Raw genomic sequence first — 25,302 nt, forward strand, 5'->3', positions numbered from 1 at the left:
GGTCAATACCCGCCCGTTCGTCGTAACCCTGGCGATGGGATCAAACCTTTGCCGTGCCCTGCCCTCCACTGTAGATCGCCACCCGAGGGAGAACGGTTTTATGAATCACGTTGCCACTGCTGCCGACACCCAATGCATCAACACTATTCGCACCCTGGCCATGGATGCCGTGCAGAAGGCCAACTCGGGCCACCCGGGCACGCCCATGGGCCTGGCGCCAGTGGGATACACATTGTGGAGTCGCTTCCTGCGCTATCACCCTGAGCATCCGGACTGGCCTAACCGCGACCGTTTTGTGCTGTCGGTGGGGCATGCGTCGATGTTGCTGTATTCGCTGTTGCACCTGGCCGGTGTGGTGGAGATTGACGCCCACGGCAAGCGCTCCGGCCAGCCGGCCATCAGCCTCGACGATATCAAGCAGTTCCGGCAGATGGGTTCCAAGACGCCAGGCCATCCCGAGTACCGCATGACCACCGGCGTAGAAACCACCACCGGCCCGCTGGGCCAGGGCTGCGCCAACAGCGTCGGCATGGCCATGGCCGAACGCTGGCTGGCCGAGCGTTTCAACCGCGACGGCCAGGTGCTGTTCGACTACGACGTGTACACCCTGTGCGGTGACGGCGACATGATGGAGGGCATCAGCAGCGAAGCGGCATCGATGGCCGGTCACTTGAAGCTGGATAACCTATGCTGGATCTACGACAACAACACCATCAGCATCGAGGGCCACACTGAGCTGGCGTTCAGCGAAGACGTGATCAAGCGCTTCCAGGCCTACGGCTGGCACACCGTGCACGTCACCGATGCCAATGACTTGCAGGCCTTGAGCGTGGCCCTGGAAACCTTCAAGGCCAACACCGGCGCACCGACCCTGATCGTGGTCGACAGCGTGATCGGGTACGGTTCGCCACACAAACACAACACCGCCGCCGCCCATGGCGAGCCGTTGGGCGAAGATGAGATTCGCTTGACCAAGGCTGCCTATGGCTGGCCGCAGGATTCGAGTTTCCTGGTGCCCGAAGAGGCCCGCACGGTATTGCGCGATGCCCTGTACGAACGCGCCGAACCGCTGTACGCCGAGTGGAACCAGAGCCTGGCGTCCCTCGACCCGCAACGGGCCGATGAACTGCAGCGCATGCGCGCCGGGGAAATGCCCGAGCAGTGGCAAGCGCACCTGCCGAGCTTCGCCGCAGATGCCAAAGGCGTCGCCAGTCGTGCTTCAGGTGGCGAAGTGCTGAATGCCTTTGCCCAACAGATTCCGTGGTTGCTGGGCGGCTCGGCGGATTTGTCACCTTCGACCAAGACCAACCTCACCTTCGACGGCGCCGGGCGTTTCAACGCCGACGACTACAGTGGGCGCAACCTGCACTTCGGTATCCGCGAACACGCCATGGGCGCGATTGCCAACGGCATGGCGCTGTCCTACCTGCGCCCGTACACCTCGACCTTCCTGGTATTCAGCGACTACATGAAACCGCCGATCCGCCTGGCGGCGATCATGGAGCTGCCGGTGATCTTCGTATTCACCCATGATTCCATCGGCGTAGGCGAGGATGGGCCAACGCACCAACCTATCGAACACCTGACCCAACTGCGCGCCACCCCGGGGCTGCTGACCCTGCGCCCGGGCGACGCGAATGAAACCCTGGAACTGTGGAAAGTGGCCCTGGCACAAACCCATCGGCCGAGTTGTGTGGTGCTGTCACGCCAGGCGCTGCCTACGCTGGATCGCAGTAAGTACGCGCCAGCCTCCGGCGCGGCCAAGGGTGCGTACGTACTGGCCGGTGCGGATCAACCTGAGGTTATTCTGATCGCCACAGGCAGTGAGGTCAGTCTCGCAGTGGCCGCTTATGAGCAGCTCAGGGGCGAAGGCGTTGCCGCGCAAGTAGTATCGATGCCGAGCTGGGAACTGTTTGAAGACCAAGACCAGGCTTATCGCGACAGCGTCTTGCCACCCGCAGTAAAAGCTCGGGTGGTGGTGGAACAGGCAGGTCCCCTGGGTTGGGATCGTTATGTCGGGCAGACCGGCGCCAAGATAGTGATGAACAGCTTCGGCGCCTCGGCACCGCTGGCCAAGTTGCAGGAGAAGTTCGGGTTCACCGTGGAGAATGTGGTGAAGCTGGCCAGGCAACAAATCCAACTGACCAAGCACTGATCAAAAAAGTGGGAGGGGGCTTGCTCCCGATGAGGGAGTGTCAGTGATACATCTGTGACTGACCCGCCGCCATCGGGGGCAAGCCCCCTCCCACATTTGAACATCATCACGCTTTAGACCAGCTCTCTGGCCAGATAGGGCGCAGTACGGCTGTTCTTGCTTTTGGCAACCTTCTGCGGCGTACCACACGCCACTACCTTCCCGCCCAAGTCCCCTGCCCCCGGGCCAATATCGATCACCCAGTCACTCTGGGCCACTACGCGCATTTCATGCTCCACTACAACCACCGTATGCCCCGCATCCACCAGCTGATTCAACTGGATGAGCAAGCGGTCGACATCCTTGGGGTGCAACCCGGTTGTGGGTTCGTCGAGCACGTACAACGTAGCGCCACGGGCATTGCGTTGCAGCTCGGTGGCGAGCTTGATGCGTTGCGCCTCACCACCAGACAACTCGGTGGCCGGCTGGCCGAGGCGCAGGTAACCCAGGCCGATATCGCGCAGCACTTGCAATGAACGCAACACCCCAGGCTGTTCGGCAAACACTTCTACCGCCTGCTCCACGGTCAGTCCCAATACCTGCGCAATGTTCAAGCCCTGCCATTTGATCGCCAGGGTGTCGGGGTTGTAGCGCGCGCCGTGGCAGGTCGGGCATGGCGCGTACACGCTGGGCATGAACAACAGTTCAACGCTGACAAAACCTTCACCCTCACAGTTCGGGCAACGCCCCTTGGCAACGTTGAAGGAGAATTGCCCGGCGTCGTAACCGCGCTTCTTGGCCGCTGGCATGGCAGCGAAGAGTTTGCGCACATTGTCGAACAGCCCGGTGTAGGTCGCCAGGTTGGAACGCGGCGTGCGGCCGATGGGTTTCTGGTCCACCTGTACCAGGCGGCGGATGTGTTCCAGCCCGGCGCTGATATACCCGCCACTGGCTTGGGGGGCAGCGTCTTCCAGGCTCGGCTCGTCGTCACTTTCCAGTACACGCCCCAGGCCCTGGCCCACCAGTTCCAGCAGTGCCTGGCTGACCAGGCTGGATTTACCCGAGCCGGAAATACCGGTTACTGCTGTAAAGCAGCCCAGCGGGAAATCCACTTTCAGATCGCTCAGGTTATTGCGCGTCACGCCTTCCAGCTTCAGCCAGGCACTAGGTTCACGGCGCAGCGGATTCGAGGGTCGCTGTTCGGCGAACAGGTATTCGCGGGTCTGCGATGCCTTGACCTGCGCCAACCCCGCAGGCGGACCGCTGTACAGCACTTGCCCGCCATGTTCACCGGCGGCGGGGCCGACGTCGATCAGCCAGTCGGCCCGGCGCATGGTTTCCAGGTCATGTTCCACCACAAACAGCGAATTGCCCGCGGCTTTCAAGCGCTCAAGCGCGGTGAACAGCGCTTCGCCATCCGCCGGGTGCAGACCTGCCGAGGGCTCGTCCAGCACATAGATGACGCCGAACAACTGCGAGCCCAATTGGGTCGCCAGCCGCAAACGCTGCAGCTCCCCGGACGACAAGGTCGGCGTGCTGCGCTCCAGGGACAGATAACCCAGGCCCAGGTCGGTCAGGGTACTGACCCGCTCGAGCAGGTCCTGGGCGATGCGCTGGGCCGCCAGGCGTTTTTCCACCGACAGCTTCATCTTGTCCTGCCCCGCCGCTACCGGGCGCAGCAATTCGGCCAGTTGCGCCAGGGACAGTTGCGACAACTCACCGATATCCACCCCGGCAAACTTCACTGACAGTGCGGCTTGGGTGAGGCGTTTACCGTGGCACAACGGGCAGGCACTGCCCTGCATGAACTGCGACACGCGCTTTTTCATCAGCGCGCTCTGGGTATGAGCGAAGGTGTGCAGGATATAGCGCCGCGCCCCGCTGAACGTACCCTGGTAACTGGGCTCGAGCTTGCGCTTCAACGCATCGCGGGTCTGCTCTGGGGTGAAGCCGGCGTACACCGGCACGGTCGGGGTTTCTTCGGTAAACAGGATCCAGTCGCGTTGTTTTTTCGGCAGCTCGCGCCACGGGATATCCACGTTGTAGCCCAGGGTCACAAGAATGTCGCGCAGGTTCTGGCCCTGCCACGCCAACGGCCAGGCCGCCACTGCACGCTGACGGATGGTCAGGGACGGGTTGGGCACCATCAGCGCCTCGGTCACTTCATACACCCGGCCCAGGCCATGGCATTGCGGGCACGCGCCCTGGGGCAGGTTCGGCGAAAAGTCCTCGGCATACAGCATGGCCTGCCCTGGCGGGTAACTGCCGGCGCGGGAATAGAGCATGCGGATCAAGCTCGACAAGGTGGTGACGCTGCCCACCGAAGAGCGCGCACTCGGCGTGCCGCGCTGCTGTTGCAGGGCCACGGCCGGCGGCAAGCCTTCGATACTGTCCACATCCGGCACACCGACCTGGTCGATCAAGCGTCGCGCATAGGGCGCCACCGATTCGAAATAGCGGCGCTGGGCCTCGGCATACAGGGTAGAAAACGCCAGGGACGATTTGCCGGAGCCTGACACGCCGGTAAACACCACCAAGGCATCCCGGGGAATGTCCACATCGACGTTACGCAAATTATGTTCGCGGGCGCCACGCACCCGCACCAAGCCCGACGACTGGGCGGTGATCAGTGGGATGTTGCGCTGTGAAGTCATGGGCAACCTTGTCTTGCGTTGAGCACCGTGCGTACGCGTTGCGTCAGGGCATCGGGGCTGTAGGGTTTGCTCAGCAGATGGATATCGGCGCTGAGCAGATGATTGGACGACAGGATGTCGCGGGTGTGGCCGGAGGTGAACAGCACCGCCACCGGCGGATGCTGCGCCCGGGCCCAGTCAGCCAGGTCGGTACTCTTGACCCGGCCGGGCATGACCACATCGGTGAAGATCAGGTCGGGCGCCAAGCCATTGTGCAACGCTTGCATGGCGTGATCGCCATCCTCGGCGGTGAGTACGGTGTAGCCCGACTGCTCCAGCAACTCGACCACGGTCAGGCGCACACCCTCATTGTCCTCGACCACCAGGATGGTTTCCTGGCCGCCGCCCTGCAGGTCCAGCTCACTCTGGGCGTCGAGGCATTCGGGTTCCAGGCTGTGGGGAAAATACATCTGCACCACCGAGCCCTTGCCCTCCTCGCTCCACATGTCCACATGCCCGCCACTCTGGCGCACAAAGCCGAACACCATGCTCAGCCCCAGGCCGGTGCCCTGGCCTTCACGCTTGGTGGTAAAGAAGGGTTCGAACGCGCGCTTGAGGGTCGTCTCGGACATGCCCACCCCTGTGTCGGCCACCGCCAGGCGCACGTACTCGCCGGGCTTGATGCTTTTACCGATGCAATCGCCGGGGTTGAGGATGATGTTTTCCCCGGTGATACGAATCACGCCTTCGCCCTGCATGGCATCGCGGGCGTTGATCGCCAGGTTGAGCAGCGCGTTTTCCAACTGGTTACGGTCGACGTTGATGCACCAGGAATCCTGGGGCAACTGCACATCGATATGGATGGTTTCCCCCAACGCCCTTTGCAGCAGCTCGCCCAGGCCGGCGTAGATGCGTTGCGGGTTGTACACCGCCGGCGACAAGGGCTGGCGCCGGGCAAACGCCAACAGTTGCGAGGACAGCTTGGCGCCACGTTCCACCGCGGCAATCGCGGCGTTGACGCGACGTTGCACCTGGGGGTTATCCGGCTCATGGCGGGCAAGCAAATGCAGGTTGCCGGCGATCACTTGCAGCAGGTTATTGAAGTCATGGGCCACGCCACCGGTGAGGCCGCCAATTGCCTCCAGCTTTTGCGACTGGCGCAACTGGTCTTCGGCAGAGGAGCGCGCTTGCACTTCGGCGGCCACCCGCTGTTCAAGGTTGTGGGTGAGTTCCTGGCGCACGTGTTCGGACTTCACCAGTTCGGTGGTCTCGACCACGATTGCCAGTACCCCGGCCGGTTTCTGGTCGTCGCCGGCAACCGGGCTGTAATAGAGGTCCAGCCACACGGTTTCCGGCTTGCCGTTACGCGACAGCACCAGGTCCTTGTTATTGAAAGACAGCGTGCCGCCCGCCAGGCAGGTATCCACCACATGGCGATTGAACTCGGCCACTTCCGGCCATCCCAGTTCCACCGGTGTGCCAAGCAGGTAAGGATGACGACCACCGGCAAAGGCCGAATAGCTGTCGTTGTAGATCATGTAGCCGGCGCGCCCCCACAGCATCACCATCGGCACCGGCGAAGCCAGCATCATCTGTACGGTACAGGCCAGGCTGGTGGACCAGGAGCCAATGGGGCCAAGGTCGGTGGTCGACCAGTCAAACGCGCGAATACGCTGGGCCATTTCGCCGGCCCAGCCTTCACAGCCGTGAGGGTTGGATAAAAATGGCATGGTTCAACTCTGCGCAAAAAGGACAATCGCAACTTTTGGAGCGCACCGGCGCGAGATGGTTTCATCTTGGATGAATTAGCGTGAGGGCACAAACCAGCGGGCTCAATGAAAATCCCGGCTGCGCACAGTGATCCCTGCCAGCAGCGGTGTCAGGTCGGTCAGGCGCCCGGCGATCAAGTGCCGCACCTCGCCTACCGCCTCCCAGCGACCGTCCACCTTGAGCAACCGCGAGCCCACCAGCGCCTGGCGTTGGCGCTCGGCCAGGTCACGCCAGACCACCACGTTGAGGTTGCCGAATTCATCTTCCAGGGTGACAAAGGTCACGCCACTGGCCGTACCGGGGCGCTGGCGACCGGTGACCAGCCCGGCAATGCTCACGTTGCGCCCATGCTCCACCGCCAGCAGCTCCTGGGAACTGCGGCAACGTCGCTTGCGCAACTCGCTGCGCAGCAGGGCCAAGGGATGCGGGCCAAGGGTCGTGCCCAGCGTGGCGTAATCGGCCTGCAAGTCCTCACCTAAGCTGGGCGCGGGTAACGCCACCACCGCTTCCTCGGGACTCGGCAGCCCGGCAAACAATCCAAGCTGCTGGTGCACGCCGGCCACATCCCAGCGCGCCTGATGCCGGTTGCCGGCCAGGGCGCGCAAGGCACCGGCATCCGCCAGCAGCGCCTGGGCGCGGGCATCCAGGCCGGCGCGGGCATCCAGATCGGCGATGTCACTGAAGCATTGCCGCTGGCGGACGACTTCAATACGCCGTGCGTCTTCCTCGCGAAACCCCGAGATCATGCGCAAGCCCAGGCGTATCGCCGGTTGCTGGCCGTCGATGGGTTCCAGGCTGCAATCCCAGTCGCTGGCCTGTACATCTACCGGGCGGATCTGCAAGCGATGGCGCCGGGCATCCTGCAGGATCTGGTCCGGGCTGTAGAAGCCCATGGGCCAGCTGTTGATCAGGGCACAGGCGAAGGCTGCCGGTTCATGGCACTTGAGCCAGCAACTGGCGTAGGTCAACAAGGCAAAACTGGCCGCGTGGGACTCAGGGAAGCCATAGCTGCCAAAGCCCTTGATCTGCTCGAAAATCTGCGCAGCAAAAGCTTCGGTGTAGCCGTTCCTGAGCATGCCGGCGCGCAGGCGTTGCTGGTGCGGTTCCAGCCCGCCATGACGTTTCCAGGCGGCCATGGAGCGGCGCAACTGGTCGGCCTCGCCAGGGCTGTAGTCGGCGGCGACCATGGCGATCTGCATCACCTGTTCCTGGAACAGCGGTATGCCCAAGGTCCGTTCCAGCACCGCTTTGAGTGCCGGCGAGGGATAGGTCGTGGGTTCTTCGTTGTTCCGCCGGCGCAAATACGGATGCACCATGCCACCCTGGATCGGCCCCGGACGCACAATGGCGACTTCGATCACCAGGTCATAGAACGTCTGCGGCTTGAGCCTGGGCAACATCGACATCTGCGCCCGCGATTCGATCTGGAACACACCGATGGTGTCGGCCTTGCTGATCATCGCGTAGGTCGCCGGGTCTTCCTTGGGAATGCTTGCCAGGCTCAAGTCTTGATTGCGATGACGGCGCAGCAGGTCGAAACAACGGCGGATCGCGCTGAGCATGCCCAGGGCGAGGATGTCCACCTTGAGCAGGCCCACTGCGTCGAGGTCGTCCTTGTCCCACTGGATGATGGTGCGCTCGGCCATGGCGGCGTTTTCCACCGGCACCAGGGTATCCAGTGGGTATTCGGAAATCACGAAGCCGCCGGGGTGCTGGGACAGGTGCCGGGGAAAGCCGATCAATTGCTGGGTCAGCGTCAGCACGCGGCGCAACAGTGGGCTGTGCGGGTCGAAGCCGCTTTCACGCAGGCGCTCCAGGGGCGGCGCGTCGTCACTCCAGCGCCCGCAGCAGTCAGCCAGCGCATTAATCTGGTCTGGCGGCAACCCCAGGGCCTTGGCCACATCCCGCACCGCGCCGGTCGCGTGGTAGCTGCTGACCACCGCCGTCAACGCCGCGCGGTTGCGGCCATAGCGCTGGAAGACGTATTGCAGCACTTCTTCGCGGCGTTCGTGTTCGAAGTCGACGTCGATATCCGGCGGCTCGTTGCGCTCCTTGGACAGGAAGCGCTCGAACAACAGGCTGGTCAGGCTCGGGTTGATCTCGGTGATGCCCAGGGCAAAGCACACCGCCGAATTGGCCGCCGAGCCTCGGCCCTGGCACAGGATCGAACGGCTGCGGGCAAAGCGCACAATATCGTGCACCGTGAGGAAATAGCTTTCGTAGCCCAGCTCGCTGATCAGCTTCAACTCTTTATCGATCTGTTCCAGGGTCTTGGCATCGACGCCCTTGGGCCAGCGCCGGGCGATGCCTTCTTCGGTGACCGCACGCAGCCAGGAGGCGGCGTCATGGCCGCTGGGCACCAGCTCCCGCGGATAGTGGTAACGCAGCTGGCTCAGGTCGAACGTGCAACGCCGGGCGATCGCCAGGGTTTCGTCCAGCAGTGCTTGCGGGTAAAGCCCGGCCAGGGCATCCAGGCTACGCAGGTGCCGCTCGCCATTGGGGTGCAACAGCGTGCCGGCGTCGGCTACCGTTACGTGGTGGCGGATGGCGGTCATGGTGTCTTGCAGGGCGCGACGCCCACGAGCATGCATATGCACATCGCCGCAGGCCACGGCAGGGATGTGCAGGCTGGCGGCCAATTGCAGGCGCTGCTCCAGGTGGCGTTCGTCGTCCTGGTTGCAATGCAGTTGCACCGCCAGCCACAGGCGCTCGGCGAAGGTATGGCGCAGCCATTGGATCGAGGCCTGGGTGTCCTCGTCCTGTGCCACCCACAGCGCCAGCAGGCCGGGCAGCGGTTGCTCGAAATCTTCCTGCAGCAGGCGATAACGGCCTTTTTCGGCGCGACGCCGGGCCAGGGTGATCAACCGGCACAGGTGCTGATAGCCGCTGAGGTCCTCCACCAGCAGCACCAGTTTCAGGCCGTTTTCCAGGCGCATCTCGCTGCCGATAATCAGCGGCAAGTCCACGGCCTTTGCCGCTTGCCAGGCTCTTACAATGCCCGACAGTGTGCATTCGTCGGTGATCGCCAAAGCGCTGTAGCCTTGGGCTTTGGCCCGCTCGAACAGTTCCAGGGCGCTGGAGGCACCGCGTTGGAAGCTGAAGTTGGACAGGCAGTGCAGCTCGGCGTAACTCATGCGCTACTTACTCCTGTAGGAGCGAGCTTGCTCGCGAAAAACGTGAAGCCGCCGCGTTCCTTCAGGATGCCAGCGTCATCGTTGACGACCTTCGCGAGCAAGCTCGCTCCTACAGAAGCCGACCTGTGGAGGCTCATGCGAACCAGCCTTGCAGCCACAGCCCATCGCTGTTCCCGACGTTGCGGTAGGCCCAGCCTTGCTGGCCGGCGCGGGTCTGGATCAGGTAGTAGTCGCGGCGCACATCGGCGCCATCCCACCAGCCGGTTTCGATGCGCTCAGGGCCCATCAGGATGCGCACGCCCTGCTCGCTCAGCAAGGTCGGTTCGTTCAGCAACCAGCCGGGCCGCCGGACCTTGCTCAAGTTCGGACATGGTCGGCTGTCGGTCGCCGCTTGCCAGGCACATTCGGGGCGGTGATCGGCGTGGAAACGCAGGCCCTGCACGGCGTCATCCCCCAGGCGCGCACGCAGGCGTTCGCGCAATTGTTCCCACGGCAGGGTTTGTTGCGGGCGGTCGTCGAACAGGTCCTGGCGCTGCGGCACGAACACCGGCAGGTCCTCGGCCACCAGGCGCAAGCCGCGCACCGGCGAGGTGACCTGGACCTGCTCCAGGCGCCCGCGGGCCAGTTCGAACAGCATCAAGGGCTCGCGTTCGGCGCTGAGCAGGCCAACCTTGATCACACTGTCGGGTGCCTGGGCATGTTCCAGATGCAGGTCGAAGCGCTGCACGCCACTGTCGCGCCCGCAAAGGAAGGCCGACAAGTCGCCGGTCAAGCGGCGCAAGGGAAAGAGCAGGGCCTGGTGGGATTGCACATCGAAGTTCAACTCGATGCGCGCATCGAACTGGTCCGGCGGCTGATAGAAACCCAGGGCCAACGGCCGTTGCCCGCTCAAGGCGTCAAGGTGCTTGAGCAGGCTGGCGTCAAAGCGCCGCGCCAGAGTGTGCCGGGGCAGTGCCTGCACCTGGGCCAGGGTGCGCAGGCCCATGCGTGACAAGGCCGTGGCGGCCTGGGGTTCAAGGCCGGCACGGTCGATGGGCAGCAGCGCCAGGGCCTGCATCAAGGCGTTGTCATCGGCGACGGCCAGGCCATCGTAAAGGTTCGCCAACGCCCTTGCCGCCGCAGGATTGGGCGCAGCGACGATGCGGTGACGAAAGCCAAGCTCGGCCAACTCCTTGCGCAAACGCGCCTCGAACTGCGGCCAGGGCCCGAACAGGCCCAGGCTCGACTCGATCTCGAACAACAAGGCCCGTGGGTAATACAGGCTGACCTGGGAGCTGAAACGGTAGGCCCAGGCGGCGAGCAACTGCTGCAGGCGCTCGATCTCCAGGGGATCGTATTCGACGCAGGCAAAGCTTTTGGCCAGGGCATGGGCCGCCGTCAAGGATTGGCCGGGGCGCAGGCCCAGTGCGCGGGCGGCGGCATTGACGGTTTGCAGCACCCGCCGCTGCGGCGTTCCGGCCAGCAGTGCCAGCGGCTGGTCGGGCTCGGGATGCACACGCTGGGCCCCGTCCAGCGCCAATTGCGGGAAGACAATACAAACCCAACGCATGGCAACCTCAATGCCCCGCCAGGGCAATCGGCGCCGGGTGGGCCAGCCCGCCGCGGCACTTGAGCACCCGCACTTGCGCGGGCCGGGCCTCGACCGCCAGGCGCAATGCCGCGGGCGATGCATTGACCGCCTCACTCAAGGAGCGCCAGGCAAATGCCAGGGTCTGGCCGGTTTCCGCCGCCACCTGCAAACGCCGCAAGGCCCGGTCATCGGCCTTGCGCGGCCAGCACAGCACCGCACCACAACTGCCCGAACGCAGGCATTGTTCCACCGCCCACAATGCGTCGCGCTCCTCGGCCTGGATGATGCAAAGCTTGCGCACATCCACCCCGGCGTTCTGCCAGGCGTGGGGGTACGGCGTATAGGGCGGCGCCACCAGCACAATGCGCTCGCCCAGGGCCGACAAGCGCGCCAGGGTCGGCAGTACCAACTGCAACTCGCCCACACCGTCCTTGGCCATCAGAATTTCACTCAAGGCAGCTTCCGGCCAGCCGCCACTGGGCAGCACCGCATCCAGCGTCGCCAGCCCCGTAGGGTGCACGCTGGCCGGTGGCGCGGCGGGCCGGCCCTTCCAGACTCGCCCGCCATTGAACAGCGAGTCCAGGGCAACCACGGCGCCCATCAGCCTTGCCTCACCAGGCCGCAAAACACCCCTTCGATGGCCAGGTCCTGGTCGGGCCCGACCACGATGGGTTGATACGCAGGATTGCGTGGCAACAGGCGAACCCGGTCGCCGCTGCGCTCGAACCGCTTGATGGTGACTTCACCGTCCAGGCGCGCCACCACAATCTGCCCGTTCAAGGCTTCGACGCTGCGGCGCACACCCACCAGGTCGCCGTCGAGAATGCCGTCTTCGATCATCGAATCGCCTTGCACCCGCAACAGGTAATCGGGGGTTTTCGCGAAGGTGGCAGGGTCCAGTTGCAAGCGGCTGTGCACCTCGGCATCGGCACCAATGGGCCGGCCTGCGGCCACTCGCCCCAACACAGGCACATCCAGCCACTCGGGACGCGCGGGTTGATTGAGCAGACGAATACCACGGGCCTGGTTGGGGTTGACCTCGATAAAGCCAGCGTCGGTCAGGGCCACCACATGCTTGCGGGCGACGCTGCGCGAGGCGAAGCCGAACGCCTCGGCGATCTCGGCGAGGCTGGGGGGCTGGCCTTGTTGCGCGATGCGGTCGCGGATAAAGGTCAGGATGGCGGTACGGCGGGGGGTCAGGGTCGTCATGGAGTACATTTGTACTCCTCTGGGAAATTTCTGACAATTACCGTCAGTCGGGGTTGGGTTAACTAGGTGGGTGCGCGACTCTGAATCTGGGATGGGGGCTTGATTTCATGACGGTCTGATTGGCTGCACTCGGTAAAAAATGTGGGAGCCCCCACCACATCTTCGATGTGACGCTGTCGCGCAGCAAACTAGGGAGCTTGCTCCCGTGGCGGCCTGACAGCCGAGCAGGATGTTGGTTTTCGTCCTGGGTACATATCCGTTATTTGGGCAACGGCCACTTATGGTTCCGCTTTTACAGCGGCTCACTTTTGAAAAGCCGGAATGCCGGCCCAGGCAAAAGTAAGCAAAACGCTCTTGCCCCACCACTCGGCACCTCGCTTAGGCTCGGTGTGCCCGTAATCCGACAGGGATTTGGGGGGCCGCCGCCATGCGCCATCCATGGCGCGGGGCGGCTAAACCGGCATCCCTGCCGGTTTACCCCCCAAATCCCCGTCGAATTCCGGCCAGCGTGGTTTAACGGGGCGCCTGAGATCAAAAACACAGCGAGGCGGCCTTATAGCCGACCTGATCGTTGAAGCGTGCGCGTACCCCTGTGGGAGCGGGCTTGCCCGCGAAGGTCGTTAACGATGACGCGGGAAACCAGACAGAACGCGGCGTTCTCAGGTTTTTCGCGAGCAAGCTCGCTCCTACGAGAGAAGCAGAAGCGCCGCCAGCGTATCTGCGATGCGCAGCGAGTCGCTTTTGATCTCAGGCGCCCCGTTAAACCACGCTGGCCGAACGCAGGCTTGAATCCGTGGGTAACCCGGCAGGACGCCGGGTTAGCCGTCCTGGGCCAAGGATGGCCCATGACGGCGGCCCACGGATTCAAGCCGGAGTGAGGGCACACCGAGCCCGGGCGAGGTGCCGAGTGGTGGGGCATGTACGGGACAACCACATGGGTTACAAAAAAGTATCTCTACATAGGTGACACTTTTATCGAAACGTACCCGTTCTTTGCCTCTCTAGCATAGACCCGGCCTAGGATCACCGGACCGAAGATCACCTCCCATATATCCTCACCAATCATCTCCATTCCAATGGTCTGATGCTTAAGCACATTAGCGATGTAAATCCGCAGACCTGATCGATTGATAATTCCATTGCTGTCAGCCAGGTAACACTCTATGTGACTTGGATAACTCATTTCGGGTAGCTTTTCTGGGTAAGCCCGGGTCGAGGGCGAATAGCAGGAAGCAGGCGTTTTTTGATCAAGCGCCTCGTGCCCTCGCTCGTAATTGTAGTGCTGCATAAAACGGTTAAAGTGTTTCTGCTGAGCCTCCCAAGGAATCGCTGGCGGTTGTGGCAGGGTGCTTTTCAGCGTTCGGTGCATGCGTTCGTGACGCCCATTCTGATCTGGTCTGCCGGGTTCAATTCGCTCAGGAATAATCCCTAACCGCAGCCACCAGATCGACAGCTGCGATAAGCCGGCCTGGCCCGTACTAGCAAATGGCACGCCGTTGTCTGTCCTGATGCGTTCCGGTAAACCGTACTCGCGAAAAACCCGTTCAAAGGTCTGTTGAGTTTCCTTAAGGTTAGTGCTGGGCATGCTCTGACAGGCCAGTAGGAAACGGCTGGCGTGATCCATGATCGTCAGCGGATAGCACCACACCCCCGCGCCTGTCAGAAACTGGCCTTTATAGTCAGCGCTGAAAAGCTGATTGGGCGTTTCCGCCTTGCTCAAGGGTTTGGGGTAGACCGCTACACGCCGCCGAATGCGTTGGGGCGTAATCAGGTCAGCAGCTTTGAGGATGTTGTAGATGGTCGTTTTTGACGGTGGATCCTGATCCGGAAAACGCTTGAGCAAGTCATTCTGGATTTTCTTCGGTCCTGGAGTCGTTTCTCCGATAGAGCGAAGCTCAATGATTGCCTGCCTGACGGCGACGGGCACTACATAGCTCTGATTGTGTCGACAACGACTGCGCTCCTCAAGCCCGCCTGGCCCCTCAGATTCGTATCGTTCGACCCATTTGTAGCCAGTCTTTCGACTGATTTCATAGTCGCTGCACAGTTTACTAAAGGTGTGTTTGCCCTCCAGATAGGAGGCTATGAACATCACTTTAAGATCCATTGGTTTCAGCTCTTTCCAGGGCACGGTCAGATCCTCTCGAAGTCAACCGTGCTAGTTAATAACTGTTACCTATGTGCGTGAACTGATTTGTAACCCATGTGGGTGAGTCATACCGGCAAGAGCGTTTTGCTTACTTTTGCGCTTTTCAAAAGTGAGCCGCCGTAAGGGCGGAACCTATAGTGGCCGTTACCTAAGCAACGGATATGTACTCGCCCCAACAACCCAACAACCCGGTCACATCGTCGACGTGGCGCCGTCGCGCAGCAACCCGGGCCGCCTCCAAAATATCCAGTGTTAAGACTAAATTTTAACTCTTTAAAATCAGTAGATTATTTGAAGTTTGATAAGAGGGGGCTTGCTCCCGATGGCGGTGGGTCAGTCCCAGATGCGTTGCCTGATACGCCCTCATCGGGAGCAAGCCCCCTCCCACATTGGATCGCGGGCGCATCAGTGGGATCATCGGCGGCTGTCAGGCCGCTGCGGGAGCAAGCTCCCTCACCAGCCTTCTTTCAGCATCCGCAATTCAAGATGCTGCAACAACATGATCGTCTTGCCATCCACAATATCCCCACTCTGCACCCTCTCCAGTGCCTGCTCGAAACCCAGTTCCAGCACCTCGATATCCTCGCCCTCCTCCGCCAGGCCACCGCCCGCACCCACCCGATCCCCTGGCTGATACTCGCCCATGAAAAAGTGAATCCGCTCAGTCACCGAGCCGGGGCTCATGAACGCCGCGTAGATTTTCTCCACATGCCCCACGCGATACCCGGTCTCTTCCTCGGCTTCCAGGCGAATGCGTTCTTCAGGGCTGGCGTTATCCAGCAACCCGGCCGCCGCTTCGATCAGGTAGCCGGGGTAGTCGTTGACGAAGGTGGGCATGCGGAACTGGCGGATCAACAGCACCGTGCGTTGCCCGCGGTTGTACAGCAGGATCGTCGCGCCGTTGCCGCGGTCGTATACCTCGCGGGTCTGGGCTTGCCAGCTGCCATCCCGGCGACGCAGGTCGAAGCTGTATTTTTTCAAGAGGTACCAGCTGTCCGAGAGGGTTTCTTCGGCGGTGATGCGAACGGGGCTGTTGTCCATAGTGGGCCTATGCAGGTGGGAACAGGTTCAGTGGCGATGGCTGCCGTTGAGCCGACCACCCTAACAACCTGCGCCTGGATTGTTCAATGCTGTAACACTTTGCTCTGCTACAACCGTCGCATTAATGCCTGCGCGCTCGGGCCATCTGGTAAAACCCGTGCTTCGCTTTTGTCCTGGAGCTTTCATGTCTTCTCGCTTTATCGCCCGCCTGGGCCTGCGCTGGCTGCCCTTGCTGTGCATGGCTGCGCTGATCGTCGGCCTGCCCGTCGGCTGCGCTGTGCTGCAACACAAGGAACGCGAGCTGGTATTTCGCATCGAGCCGGGGACTGCCGGCTGGTACACCGGCCTGCCCAAGGCGGTGCAGGAGTTCGAACTCAGGCCTGCCAGTTTCAAATCGGGACAGAACATCCATGGCTGGTGGTACCCGGCTGCGAACAAGGATGCGCCGGCCATCCTCTACCTGCACGGGGTGCGCTGGAATCTCACAGGCCAGCTGTTTCGCATCGAACAATTGCATGCCCTGGGCTTCTCGGTATTGGCCATCGACTATCGCGGCTTTGGTCAAAGCCTTGGCGACCTGCCTTCGGAAACCACGGTGTACGAGGATGCACGCATCGCCTGGGAGCGCTTCCAGACCCTGCAACCGGACCCCGGCAAGCGCCTGATCTACGGGCATTCCCTGGGTGGCGCGGTGGCCATCGACCTGGCTGCCGAACTGGGCAAGCAGGCGCCGCTGCCGGTACGCGGGCTGGTGATCGAGTCCACCTTCACCTCCCTGGCAGATGTGGCCACAGCCGTCAGCAATACCTCGTTGCCGGTGCGCTGGTTGCTGTCACAGAAGTTCGACTCCATCGACAAGATTGCCGACATCCACATGCCGTTGCTGGTGGTTCATGGCCTCGACGACCGTTACGTGCCACCGCGTTTCAGCCAACAATTGTTTGAAGCCGCCCAGGAGCCCAAGCATCTGTTGCTGGTACCGGGCGCCAGCCATAACAACAGCATGAGCCTGGCCGGGCGCAGTTATGGCCAGGCACTGGACAGACTGATGCGCACCAAGATGCCCGACCCGGTGGTGAGTCACTCCACAGCGCGCGACAACGCGTCATAAACAGGCTTTTCGGCACTGGGTTCGCGCTTGGCTGTCAAGCGCAAACCCTGCCCATGCTGGCCCGTAACAGAAGTTGATCAAATAATGACCTGCATTGAAATCGCCAATGCTGCCGGGTCTTCGTAAAGTTATCCACAGAGATACCCACGGTTTTCGTGGACAACTCTTTTTATATTTTTACGGTTTTTTTGCTCAGGCAACACATTCAGGAAAGCTCCCGGGCAGCAAAATCTCGCGGTTCACATCACGTATATCGTTATAGCCACACAGCGCCATCGACACGTCCAACTCTCGGGCAATGATATCCAGCGCCTTGGTCACGCCCGCCTCACCCATCGCTCCCAGGCCATACAAGTGCGGGCGACCGATCATGGTGCCCTTGGCCCCCAGGGCGATGGCCTTGAGTACGTCCTGGCCGGAGCGAATGCCACCGTCGAGCCACACCTCAATGCGCTTGCCCACGGTCTCGACAATTGCCGGCAGTTGGCTGATGCTCGACGGCGCGCCATCCAGCTGACGACCGCCGTGGTTGCTTACCACCAGCGCATCGGCGCCGGAATCGGCGGCCAGCCGCGCATCCTCCACATCGAGGATGCCCTTGATGATCAGCTTGCCGCCCCAGCATTTCTTGATCCATGCCACATCGTCCCAACTCAGGCGCGGGTCGAATTGCTGGGCGGTCCAGGATGACAGCGAACTCATGTCGGCCACGCCCTTCACATGCCCGACGATATTGCCGAAACCACGGCGCTGGGTGCCGAGCATGCCCATCACCCAGCGCGGCTTGGTCATCATGTTGAGGATATTCGGCAGGGTCAGCTTGGGCGGTGCCGACAGGCCATTGATCAAGTCCTTGTGGCGTTGCCCGAGGATTTGCAGATCAAGGGTCAGCACCAGCGCATCCACCCCCGCGGCCTTGGCACGCTCGATCAAGCGCTCGATAAACCCGCGGTCGCGCATCACATACAGCTGGAACCAGAACGGCTGGCCAACATGCTCGGCAATGTCTTCCAGGGAGCAGATGCTCATGGTCGACAAGGTATAGCGCAGCCCGAATGCGGCAGCGGCACGGGCGGTGAGGATCTCGCCATCGGCATGCTGCATGCCCGCCAGGCCGGTGGGCGCCAGGGCCACGGGCATGGCCATGTCCTGGCCGATCATCGTGGCGCGGATCGAGCGTTCATCGATATTACGCGCCACCCTTTGGCGGAATTGGATGCGCGCAAAATCACGCTCATTGGCGCGATAGGTGCTCTCAGTCCAGGAGCCGGAATCAGCGTAGTCGTAGAACATCCGTGGCACACGTTTTTGCGCCAGCTTGCGTAAGTCTTCGATGGTTGTGATCAACGACATCGGGTCACCTCTCCCTGAACTGAGGGAAGAGATTAACCGGCGATCGGCTGCGCAGCCAACCACTGGCTCGCAACCAAGGTTTTATTGGCTAAGAGGTGCCGCGTGCGACATAGCCAGATGTTCGCTGTTCACCATCAAAAGAGCGTCCATCACCGCATGGCCGCTGGCCGTGTTATCGAAGATGCACCAAGTGGGAACACCCGCCGCAGCCGACGACTCCAGCAACCGCGCATAGGCCTGCACACGCTGCGGGCCGTAGGCGCTGTGATAAATGCGCGGCGAGCCGTGCAAGCGCCAATACTGCACGCCTTGCCAGCCGGCGCCCGGGTCGATCACGGCCGGGTCGGCGTTTACCCGGCCTATCTGCATGTCCAGCAACATGGCCTCGGCATCGAGCCAACTGGGGTGACGCGGCTCCAGCACCACGGCGCCGGCAAAACGCTGGCGCAGTGCAATGAAAAAACCTGTGGCCAACGCCGGTTCATAGCGCAACGAAGGCGGCAGCTGTACCAGCAGGCAACCCAACTTCTGCTCCAGGTGCAGGCACTGTTCAAGAAATTCATCCAGCGCGGTAGCGCACCCTTGCAAGCGCAGTTCATGGGTGATGCGCTTGGGCACCTTGACCGAAAAACGAAATGCCGATGGCACCGATTGCGCCCAGCGTGCATAGGTCTTGGGTAGGTGCGCACGGTAAAACGAGCTGTTGATTTCCACCGCGTTGAAACGCGAGGCATAGCGCTGCAGATGAGTGCCCTCCTCGACAAACGCCGCCCAGTGTTCGCGCGGCAGGCTCCACCCCGCACATCCCACATACACAGGTGCCGTCAAAACAGCACCTTGGCTGCATCGCGCATGAAAATCTCGATGGTCTTGGGCCCGACCCCGTCAAACTCGCCGAGGCGCTGTTCGAAGGCGTGACGATCCTCGCTGGCGTGTTTGATCTGGGTGATCTTGCCCGCGTACTCGGCATTCAATTTGGCACTCAGGTCCAGCAGGCGCTGGGCAGTGGTTTCGTCGTAACGTACGTAGTGGGCACGCCCCAACATCGAAACCAGTTCACGGGAGGTGCAATGCTGCAGCTTGCGCGCGGTATCGCGGCCCTCCTCTTCGATAATCACCCGATACGCCTGGGCCGCAATCGGCGCCTGGATACGCTTGCCCATTAGAAAGCTGGCAATAAACCATTTAAACAGGCTGGCGTCATCATCGGGCTTGAGTTCGATACCCAGTTCAGACGCCGTGATCGACTTGGCCATCTCAATGATCCAGCTTGCGCTCAGCCTTGTCGGCCTGCTCATTGATGGCGTCGGTTTGGCGCTCGGTGTCCTTGATCGACGTCGGGGTCAGGACCTTGTCGACGGTTTCTGTCTTTGGGTCCGGATGCCCGAGGGTCTGTCCCTTGACGGGTTTTGCGGCACCTGTCTGGGCGTCTTCGGAGCTGATGGGGTTGGGGGTTTTGTCGGCAGTTTTAGCGTCAGTCACGGTGTCTCTCCTGGCAGATGCGAGCCTGCGAAAATCGGCAGGCACTTATGCAGCAGAGCCCGCCGTAATTCGATAGTTCAAGGAAATTGCCCTCGTCACCGCTGGCGAAAAAACGCAAAAAAAATTTAAACCTTTTGCGCGGCCGCCGGCTCAACACTCAGGTAACGACATCACGTCATCCATAAGGAGATTCACCATGACTAGCAAGCTGATGAAACAGATGGGCCTGACCTTCGCACTGGCTGCGGGTTCGATTTCCGTTGCCATGGCGGCGACCTCCAATGACTTCGTCGACAAGGCTGCGCAGAGTGGTATCACCGAAGTCGAGGCCGGCAAACTGGCCCTGCAAAAAAGCAGTTCGGCTGACGTGAAGACCTTCGCCCAGCACATGGTCGACGACCACACCAAGGCCAACCAGGAACTGATGGCACTGGCCAAGAAACATGATCTTGAAGTGCCGGATGATGCCGCGCTCATGGACAAGGCCAAGAAAGCCATCCTCGAGATGCGCGACGAATCTTTCGACAAGGCTTATGCCAACAACCAGGTCAATGCCCATGAAGAAGCCGTCGAACTGTTCAAGAAAGAATCGACTTCCTCGGACAACGCCGAGCTGAAGGCTTTTGCCAGCGAGAAGCTGCCGACCCTGGAAAAACACCTGAAAATGGCCAAGGAGCTGCAAAGTAAATACGCCAAGTAATTCACTCACCCACACAGGAGATATCCGCTCATGAGTGCTCAACTCAACGGTAAGAAAATCCTGATCATCACCTCCAATACCGGTATCGAGCGCGACGAGCTGCTCAAGCCTCTGGAAGCCCTGCGTGGCTACGGTGCCACCGTGACCCACGCATCCAGCAAAGGCGGTACCACCCAGACCTTTGTCGGCGATACCGAAAAGGACGGCACCGTGGAGTCCGACGTGCAACTGTCGGATGTGGTCAGCGGCAACTTCGATGCGCTGGTCATCCCGGGCGGCACGGTGAATGCCGATACCTTGCGCCAGGATGCCGCAGCGCTGCGCCTGATCAAGGACTTCGCCGAAGCCGGCAAAACCATCGCGGCCATTTGCCACGGGCCATGGGCGCTGATCGATGCCGGCGTGGTCAAGGGCAAGACCCTGACTGCCTATAAAAGCGTGCGCATCGACCTTGAAAACGCAGGTGCCGCAGGCGTGGTCGATGCCGAGGTCAAGGAGTGCAAGGCCAACGGCTGGACCTTGATCACCTCACGTACGCCGGACGACTTGCCGGCGTTCAACGAGGCGATTGCCAAGGCTGTCGCCGGCTGATCACCAGATAAAAATCTCCAGGACGCTGGAGATGAAAATGTGGGAGGGGGCTTGCTCCCGATAGCAGTGGGTCAGCTAGCCTATTTTTCGCTGCCCCATTGCTATCGGGAGCAAGCCCCCTCCCACATTGACCTGCGCTGCTTTGAGCATTTCGTTCGCTTAACTGGCCGGCATCAGGGCAAGCCCCTCCCACATTTGGCCCTAGGCAGCATTGTGCAATCCTGAGGGAGCCCGACCATGCAAGCTGCACGAAAGCCAAGCATTGCTTAACTTATAAATAATTGATTTTAAACATAAATATTCAGAAGCAAAAGTTGGTACGCCTGATGCAATAGCCTGACCACGAGGCGTGCATTTCGACACGCCCGTCCACTACCGTGAGGTTCTACATGAATGCCATCGACCTTCTCAAAGCCGACCACGAACGCGTAAAGACCCTGCTGACCCAACTGAGCGAATCCACCGAGCGCGGGGTTAAAAAGCGTACCGAGTTGCTGGCCAAGCTCGAGATGGAAATCACCCTGCATACCCAGCTCGAAGAGGAAATCCTCTACCCTGCTTTCCGCAAAGCCGGCGGCAAGGAGCAGGACATCATGTACCACGAAGCCAAGGAAGAGCACCGCACCGTCGACTCGTTGGTGCTGCCCGACCTGAAGCAGACCGACCCATCATCCACCGAGTTTTCCGGGCGGGTCAAAGTAGTCAAAGAGTTGCTTGAGCACCACATCGAAGAGGAAGAAACCGAAATGTTTCCCCAGGCCAGGAAATTGCTCGGCAAGACGGTGCTTGACGAACTGGGCGCTGAAATGGAAGCGATGAGAGCGGCGTATAAAAAGGCCCACGCCAGTAAACCGTTGGCCGCTTGAGGTCCAAGGCAAAGTGCCAATCCATGGCGGCAAAAGTAATCAGAGGCCTGCGGCCCACTAACTCTGCGCGCTGTGGTTTTTCTACCGCTATCACAACAATGCCCCGTATCTAGCGATACGGGGCATTGTTAAACATAGGATGTAGCCACCCTGCACCTCAGTCTTTACGCGCTGAGGCCATCTCGCGCTTGGGTCCGAACAGCGCCCACACAATCAAGCCCAGCAACGGCACGAAGATCAGGATCACCAGCCACAGCCCCTTGCTCTCCCAGCCACCGGTGCTGCGCAATACGACGTTGATTGCCCACAATTCCGCCAGCAGCAGAATCACCGCCAATACGATCCAGATATAGTCTACTTGCATGAATCACCTCCTGAGGTCTATGCATTAGGTCAAGTATCTGGCCTCAGGGTTCCATCCGATTTCAACGACGCTGCCTTCTCCCAGGGTTGATTACACCCTCATGTCGATGATCACGGCAGCGGGAGGTTCCGGTAACTCTGTGAGCAAGGGTCAATGCCGGAACCGGGACCAGCCGTGCTCAGAGCCCTCCGGGTTTGCCAAGCATGCGCCGCAACACTCGGGAATCCCCCCGTAGGGAGTGCAGGATCACGGCGCCGATATGACCGACAATCAACACCAGCATCGCCCATCCCAGTTCGCTATGAAAATCTCGGCCCAGGTCGATCATCCACTGTATTTTCTCACCCTCCAGGCCTGGCATGATCGTCAGGCCAAACGCCGAGAATTCGCGCCCGGAACCGTACTGGCGCAGCAACCCGATAGCGGGAATCAGGAACATCAATACATACAGTGCACCATGCCCGAAAGACGCCAGGCGGTTCACGCTCGGCGGACGGTTATGGCGGTGCAGCAGATTCCAGCCGGCCCGCAGTATCAGCAGCACCAGCAATAGCAGACCCGCAGGCTTGTGGTAGGGCCATAGCAGTTTGTCCAGTGTGGAGTCGGACGCCAGGTAATGGGTCACTGCAGTGCAATAGCTCCAGGTGAAGAGCAAGGCCATCAACCAATGCAGCGTTCGGCTGACAGCATCGTAGTGAGCATCAGGGGAATGGGGAGTCTCGAAAGTATTCTTCATCGCGGCCTCTTTTTTTTGATATCGAAGGTGAACATCGCATTCCTGCCGGTAAAAAAACACCGATCCCACGGGAGGTAGGAAAAATCAGGCGATTCCTACAATCTTATGAAATACCGCCCGGGCGAGGCCATTGCCCACGTCGCGCGGTGCTTCAAGGCACGGGCAACCAACCACCGAAACGCGCCTGGCGGGTCAACGGACACCAGGCAAAGTCCCCTGCCGGGTCGGGCAACGCCTGGGGTTCGGCGCCCAGTAATGGTGCGCCCTTCCAATCGAAAACCCTTGTCCCTTGCCAGGCCAGCACCACGCCCTGGGCCTGGCTTTGATCGGTATTGACCCAACACGCCGCCGAGGCCGTCATAAAGGCTTCGATGGGCTCGTCGCCGATCTGCGCACGGTAAGTCGAGCCCAGTAGCCAGCGACACACGTTCAGGTGATAGGTCCAATCCAGCGCTGGCCGATTGCGATAGGCCCAGGTCATGAAACTGCGGAACAGGTTCAGCCCCTCCGGTGGGTCAAGCTTGAGCAGTGCCGGGCAGATATCAAACAACGTGTGCCAATGGGGCAACAGGCGTGCATCCAGGTGCACGAAACAGCGGGAGTTACTCGGGTAATCGGGTAGCGGCGGCTCCGCGCGCAGGCGGCGAGATGCCTTGCTGACCAGGCGGTTGGCGCCTGCAGGCAATTGTTGATTCATGGGTTGCACTCACAGTCGTGACGATAGAACGCCCCCTGGTCACAGGGGGCCCAAGGCACACGTCAGAAGTCTGGGGAAGCGCGGGGGTTGGCCGAGGGCCAGGAGTAGCGCGGTGGCGCCTTGTTGCGCCGCTCATGGGCAGGACGCGGGGTTTGCGCCAGGCCCAACAGCCAGGCCAGGCCGATCAGGAAGATGATGGCGACGGTAACGGCGCTGCACACCGGGCAGGCAAAGTAGTTCGAGATGTTGCTGGAATTCGGGTTAGCCAACCCTTTATCGGAAATCGGCGACTGGCCGCCGTCCGCAGAACAGAACAAGCCACCGATGCCATTGAGTTGCTGACCCATCATCTGGCCATGCCCCAAACCGCAGGCGAACAGGTTCATCAGCACGCAGAAGTACAGGGCCCAGGCGATCAGCGAACGGTCACAGTAACGCAATTTCATGGCGGCGACTCTACCACCGAAGCCGCAAAAGGATGAAATACGGCGCGCCCCTGTGGCAGAACGTCGCAGATTACGCCGGCCAGCCAGGGTTGCTAGACTGTGGGCCCTCCTCGTTTCTACGTTTCAAAGCCTGGCTTTCAAAGCCTGATGTGTAGATCCAGAGCAATGCAGGCGTTTCACAGGATGCACAGTTAATGAGTACGTTATTCACCCGCCGCAAAGTGCTGACCGGCATGGGCCTGTTGGGCCTGGGCAGCCTGCTGGGCGGCTGTGACTACAGCCCCAAGCTGAATTTCAAATACGGCAAGGACCTCAGTGACAAGATCATGGGCCGCACCTTCAAGCTCAAGAACACCGACGGCGAAACCGTCACCCTGAGTTCGTACCGTGGCCTGATGCCGGTGGTGTTCTTCGGCTTCACCCAGTGCCCGGCGGTCTGCCCGACCACCCTGGCCCGCGCCGCCCAGGCCAAGAAGCTGATGGGCCGCGACGGTGAGATCATGCAGGTGGTGTTCATCACCCTGGACCCCGAGCGCGATACTCCTGAAATCCTCGACAAATACGTCAAGGCCTTCGACCCCAGCTTCGAAGCGCTCTACGGCACCCCGGAAGAAATCGCCGTGGCCGCCAAGGAGTTCGGGATCTTTTATGAAAAGATCCCTGCTGGCGATACCTACACCCTGTCCCACACCGCCACCAGTTTCGTGTTCGACACCCGTGGCAACCTGCGCCTTGGCTTGCAGGCATCCCTTACCGCTCAAGAGTGCGCAGAAGACCTGCTCACCGTCATGGAGGTCTGCTAATGACTGCCGTTCAACATCTCAAGCGCCTGACACTCGGCCTCACCCTGCTGGGCCTGGCCGCCCACGCCAGCGCCCAGGTGCTGGTCACCGACGCCTGGGTGCGCGCCTCCGTGCCGGGCCAACCGTCCAGCGGCGCGTTCATGACCGTCACCGCCGACAGCGACAGCCAATTGCTCAGCGTGGCCTCGCCGGTGGCCAAGGACGTGCAGATCCATGAAATGAGCATGAAGGACGACGTGATGCGCATGGGCCCGGTGGACTCGGTGGCCCTGCCTGCTGGCAAAGCCGTCAAGCTCGACCCGAACGGCTACCACGTGATGCTGATGGGCCTGACCGGCCAGATCAAGGAAGGCGACCAGGTGCCGCTGACCCTTACGGTGCAGGATGCCAAGGGTGAAAAGCAGACGGTTGAAGTAAAGGCTGCCGCCCGTGGCCTGGATGGCATGGCCCCTAGCAAGATGGACCATAGCAAGATGCACTGATTGGGCTGTGGGAGAAGGCCCTCTGTAGGAG

General features: G+C 61.2%; 23 protein-coding genes. 7 read left to right on the plus strand and 16 right to left on the minus strand.

Translation table 11 applies throughout. The features are described 5' to 3' along the window. Window positions 1-100: 100 nt before the first annotated feature. Window positions 101-2,155, plus strand: coding sequence for a transketolase (gene tkt, locus QYQ93_RS16830; RefSeq protein WP_338475095.1), 2,055 nt, complete (start codon window positions 101-103; stop codon window positions 2,153-2,155). 113 nt (window positions 2,156-2,268) lie between these two features. Here tkt and uvrA read toward each other — a convergent pair whose 3' ends face one another. The 8 genes from uvrA to QYQ93_RS16875 form a co-directional block, all read right to left on the minus strand. Continuing rightward, window positions 2,269-4,788 (minus strand): excinuclease ABC subunit UvrA, encoded by a 2,520-nt coding sequence (uvrA, locus tag QYQ93_RS16835; protein WP_338475096.1) that lies wholly within the window; start codon window positions 4,786-4,788, stop codon window positions 2,269-2,271. After that, window positions 4,785-6,497, minus strand: coding sequence for an ATP-binding protein (locus tag QYQ93_RS16840; protein ID WP_217882802.1), 1,713 nt, complete (start codon window positions 6,495-6,497; stop codon window positions 4,785-4,787). Before QYQ93_RS16840 ends, uvrA begins: the two co-directional genes overlap by 4 nt. Before the next feature lie 102 nt (window positions 6,498-6,599). Beyond that, window positions 6,600-9,671, minus strand: a complete 3,072-nt coding sequence (locus QYQ93_RS16845; RefSeq protein ID WP_338475097.1) for an error-prone DNA polymerase — start codon at window positions 9,669-9,671, stop codon at window positions 6,600-6,602. 133 nt (window positions 9,672-9,804) lie between these two features. After that, window positions 9,805-11,220 carry a DNA polymerase Y family protein gene (locus QYQ93_RS16850; protein ID WP_338475098.1) on the minus strand — a complete coding sequence of 472 codons (1,416 nt, stop codon included), beginning with the start codon at window positions 11,218-11,220 and terminating at the stop codon, window positions 9,805-9,807. 7 nt (window positions 11,221-11,227) lie between these two features. Continuing rightward, a complete protein-coding gene (imuA, locus tag QYQ93_RS16855; RefSeq protein ID WP_043051268.1) occupies window positions 11,228-11,842 on the minus strand; it encodes a translesion DNA synthesis-associated protein ImuA in 615 nt (204 codons plus the stop codon). Further along, window positions 11,842-12,459, minus strand: coding sequence for a transcriptional repressor LexA (gene lexA / locus QYQ93_RS16860; protein WP_043051269.1), 618 nt, complete (start codon window positions 12,457-12,459; stop codon window positions 11,842-11,844). The genes imuA and lexA overlap by 1 nt, the downstream gene beginning before the upstream one ends. A 946-nt stretch (window positions 12,460-13,405) precedes the next feature. Continuing rightward, the gene (locus tag QYQ93_RS16870; RefSeq protein WP_338474990.1) at window positions 13,406-14,581 is read right to left on the minus strand and encodes an IS481 family transposase; all 1,176 of its coding nucleotides are present in this window, start codon (window positions 14,579-14,581) and stop codon (window positions 13,406-13,408) included. Window positions 14,582-15,052: 471 nt separating this feature from the next. Beyond that, window positions 15,053-15,640: an NUDIX domain-containing protein gene (locus QYQ93_RS16875; RefSeq protein WP_338475099.1), complete on the minus strand. Its 588-nt coding sequence runs from the start codon at window positions 15,638-15,640 to the stop codon at window positions 15,053-15,055. Window positions 15,641-15,824: 184 nt separating this feature from the next. Here QYQ93_RS16875 and QYQ93_RS16880 point away from each other — a divergent pair, with 184 nt between their 5' ends. Then, window positions 15,825-16,751, plus strand: a complete 927-nt coding sequence (locus QYQ93_RS16880; protein WP_043050420.1) for an alpha/beta hydrolase — start codon at window positions 15,825-15,827, stop codon at window positions 16,749-16,751. Between the two features lie 192 nt (window positions 16,752-16,943). Here QYQ93_RS16880 and QYQ93_RS16885 read toward each other — a convergent pair whose 3' ends face one another. The 4 genes from QYQ93_RS16885 to QYQ93_RS16900 form a co-directional block, all read right to left on the minus strand. Continuing rightward, a complete protein-coding gene (locus QYQ93_RS16885; RefSeq protein ID WP_043050419.1) occupies window positions 16,944-18,104 on the minus strand; it encodes an alpha-hydroxy acid oxidase in 1,161 nt (386 codons plus the stop codon). Window positions 18,105-18,185: 81 nt separating this feature from the next. Beyond that, window positions 18,186-18,932, minus strand: coding sequence for a DUF72 domain-containing protein (locus tag QYQ93_RS16890; protein WP_235387852.1), 747 nt, complete (start codon window positions 18,930-18,932; stop codon window positions 18,186-18,188). Beyond that, window positions 18,929-19,360: a hypothetical protein gene (locus tag QYQ93_RS16895; protein WP_043050418.1), complete on the minus strand. Its 432-nt coding sequence runs from the start codon at window positions 19,358-19,360 to the stop codon at window positions 18,929-18,931. The genes QYQ93_RS16890 and QYQ93_RS16895 overlap by 4 nt, the downstream gene beginning before the upstream one ends. A 1-nt stretch (window position 19,361) precedes the next feature. Further along, window positions 19,362-19,586 (minus strand): hypothetical protein, encoded by a 225-nt coding sequence (locus QYQ93_RS16900; protein ID WP_043050417.1) that lies wholly within the window; start codon window positions 19,584-19,586, stop codon window positions 19,362-19,364. A 196-nt stretch (window positions 19,587-19,782) separates the two neighbouring features. Here QYQ93_RS16900 and QYQ93_RS16905 point away from each other — a divergent pair, with 196 nt between their 5' ends. From QYQ93_RS16905 to QYQ93_RS16915, 3 genes are all read left to right on the plus strand, one after another. After that, window positions 19,783-20,286 carry a DUF4142 domain-containing protein gene (locus tag QYQ93_RS16905; protein WP_043050416.1) on the plus strand — a complete coding sequence of 168 codons (504 nt, stop codon included), beginning with the start codon at window positions 19,783-19,785 and terminating at the stop codon, window positions 20,284-20,286. A 30-nt stretch (window positions 20,287-20,316) separates the two neighbouring features. After that, the gene (locus QYQ93_RS16910) at window positions 20,317-20,877 is read left to right on the plus strand and encodes a type 1 glutamine amidotransferase domain-containing protein (RefSeq protein WP_124400949.1); all 561 of its coding nucleotides are present in this window, start codon (window positions 20,317-20,319) and stop codon (window positions 20,875-20,877) included. 389 nt (window positions 20,878-21,266) lie between these two features. Beyond that, window positions 21,267-21,743, plus strand: a complete 477-nt coding sequence (locus QYQ93_RS16915; RefSeq protein ID WP_338475100.1) for a hemerythrin domain-containing protein — start codon at window positions 21,267-21,269, stop codon at window positions 21,741-21,743. A 157-nt stretch (window positions 21,744-21,900) separates the two neighbouring features. Here QYQ93_RS16915 and QYQ93_RS16920 read toward each other — a convergent pair whose 3' ends face one another. From QYQ93_RS16920 to QYQ93_RS16935, 4 genes are all read right to left on the minus strand, one after another. Beyond that, the gene (locus QYQ93_RS16920; RefSeq protein WP_043050413.1) at window positions 21,901-22,107 is read right to left on the minus strand and encodes a hypothetical protein; all 207 of its coding nucleotides are present in this window, start codon (window positions 22,105-22,107) and stop codon (window positions 21,901-21,903) included. Window positions 22,108-22,285: 178 nt separating this feature from the next. Beyond that, a complete protein-coding gene (locus tag QYQ93_RS16925) occupies window positions 22,286-22,843 on the minus strand; it encodes a cytochrome b (RefSeq protein ID WP_338475101.1) in 558 nt (185 codons plus the stop codon). A gap of 151 nt (window positions 22,844-22,994) precedes the next feature. Then, window positions 22,995-23,540 (minus strand): putative natural product biosynthesis protein, encoded by a 546-nt coding sequence (locus QYQ93_RS16930; protein WP_338475102.1) that lies wholly within the window; start codon window positions 23,538-23,540, stop codon window positions 22,995-22,997. 62 nt (window positions 23,541-23,602) lie between these two features. Then, window positions 23,603-23,986 (minus strand): DUF2946 domain-containing protein, encoded by a 384-nt coding sequence (locus QYQ93_RS16935; protein ID WP_338475103.1) that lies wholly within the window; start codon window positions 23,984-23,986, stop codon window positions 23,603-23,605. Window positions 23,987-24,180: 194 nt separating this feature from the next. On the opposite strand from QYQ93_RS16935, the gene QYQ93_RS16940 reads away from it, so the two are divergent. After that, the gene (locus QYQ93_RS16940; RefSeq protein WP_043050409.1) at window positions 24,181-24,789 is read left to right on the plus strand and encodes an SCO family protein; all 609 of its coding nucleotides are present in this window, start codon (window positions 24,181-24,183) and stop codon (window positions 24,787-24,789) included. Next, window positions 24,789-25,271: a copper chaperone PCu(A)C gene (locus QYQ93_RS16945; protein ID WP_338475104.1), complete on the plus strand. Its 483-nt coding sequence runs from the start codon at window positions 24,789-24,791 to the stop codon at window positions 25,269-25,271. Before QYQ93_RS16940 ends, QYQ93_RS16945 begins: the two co-directional genes overlap by 1 nt. The last annotated feature ends 31 nt before the right edge of the window (window positions 25,272-25,302 follow it).

It is taken from the genome of Pseudomonas khavaziana (genome assembly GCF_036704165.1).
Classification (GTDB): domain Bacteria; phylum Pseudomonadota; class Gammaproteobacteria; order Pseudomonadales; family Pseudomonadaceae; genus Aquipseudomonas; species Aquipseudomonas khavaziana.